1 rRNA gene is annotated in these 1,822 nt (G+C 52.6%); it reads left to right on the top strand.

The features are described from left to right. Positions 1-1,779 (top strand): 23S ribosomal RNA (locus HMPREF2944_RS01525); the annotation flags it as partial. Positions 1,780-1,822 lie beyond the last annotated feature (43 nt).

Here is a 1,822-nt window from a genome sequence, read left to right as displayed (position 1 = left end):
AGTGGTGGAGGCTATGCGAGTGAGAATGCAGGCATGAGTAGCGAAAGATGAGTGAGAAACTCATCCGCCGGATGATCAAGGGTTCCAGGGTCAAGTTAATCTGCCCTGGGTTAGTCGGGGCCTAAGGCGAGGCCGACAGGCGTAGTCGATGGATAACGGGTTGATATTCCCGTACCGGTGAAGAACCGCCCATACTGATATTGTGATGCTAACCATGCGAAGCATGATGTGCAGGCTTTTGTTTGTGTGTTGTGTGGGTTGTGGGACCCGATCTTTGGAGGTAAACGTGTTAACAGGTGTGACGCAGGAAGGTAGCCAAGCCACGCGATGGTTGTCGTGGTCTAAGCGTGTAGGGTTGTCGGTTGTTAAATGCGCCGGCTGTGTGCCTGAGACGTGATGGGACCCTGTTTTTGGGGGATTTGGTGATCCTATGCTGCCGAGAAAAGCATCGGCGTGAGGTTTTAGCCGCCCGTACCCTAAACCGACACAGGTGATCAGGGAGAGAATACTAAGGCGATCGAGAGAATCATGGTTAAGGAACTCGGCAAAATGCCCCCGTAACTTCGGGAGAAGGGGGACCTTGAGCGTGATGGGCACTTGCTGCCTGGAGCGTGTATGGGTCGCAGAGACCAGGGGGAAGCGACTGTTTATCAAAAACACAGGTCCGTGCGAAGTCGTAAGACGATGTATACGGACTGACTCCTGCCCGGTGCTGGAAGGTTAAGAGGATTGGTTAGCTCTTTTGAGCGAAGCTGAGAATTTAAGCCCCAGTAAACGGCGGTGGTAACTATAACCATCCTAAGGTAGCGAAATTCCTTGTCGGGTAAGTTCCGACCTGCACGAATGGAGTAACGACTTCCCTACTGTCTCAACCATGAACTCGGCGAAATTGCAGTACGAGTAAAGATGCTCGTTTCGCGCAGCAGGACGGAAAGACCCCGTGACCTTTACTATAGTTTGGTATTGGTGTTTGGTTTGGCTTGTGTAGGATAGGTGGGAGACTGTGAAGCATGGACGCTAGTTTGTGTGGAGTCGTTGTTGAAATACCACTCTGGTCAATCTGGATGTCTAACTTCGGGCCATGATCTGGTTCAGGGACAGTGCCTGATGGGTAGTTTAACTGGGGCGGTTGCCTCCTAAAGTGTAACGGAGGCGCCCAAAGGTTCCCTCAGCCTGGTTGGCAATCAGGTGTTGAGTGTAAGTGCACAAGGGAGCTTGACTGTGAGACTGGCAGGTCGAGCAGGGACGAAAGTCGGGACTAGTGATCCGGCGGTACGTTGTGGAACGGCCGTCGCTCAACGGATAAAAGGTACCTCGGGGATAACAGGCTGATCTTGCCCAAGAGTCCATATCGACGGCATGGTTTGGCACCTCGATGTCGGCTCGTCGCATCCTGGGGCTGGAGTCGGTCCCAAGGGTTGGGCTGTTCGCCCATTAAAGCGGTACGCGAGCTGGGTTCAGAACGTCGTGAGACAGTTCGGTCCCTATCCGCTGCGCGCGTTGGAAATTTGAGAAAGGCTGTCCTTAGTACGAGAGGACCGGGACGGACGAACCTCTGGTATGTCAGTTGTACCGCCAGGTGCATGGCTGATTGGCTACGTTCGGGAGGGATAACCGCTGAAAGCATCTAAGCGGGAAGCCTGTTTCGAGATGAGATTTCCTGGCACTTTTTGGTGTGTGAGGCTCCTTATAGATGATGAGGTTGATAGGCCGGGTATGGAAGCGGGGACTGAAGACTCGTGGAGTTGACTGGTACTAATAGGCTGAAGGCTTATTTTTTCGAGAAATTGTTGTTTGCGTTCACTGTATGGTTTTTGGATAA

Source organism: Rothia sp. HMSC072E10 (assembly GCF_001813965.1).
GTDB classification, from domain to species: Bacteria; Actinomycetota; Actinomycetes; order Actinomycetales; family Micrococcaceae; genus Rothia; species Rothia mucilaginosa_A.
This window is presented reverse-complemented; position numbering and strand designations above follow the sequence as displayed.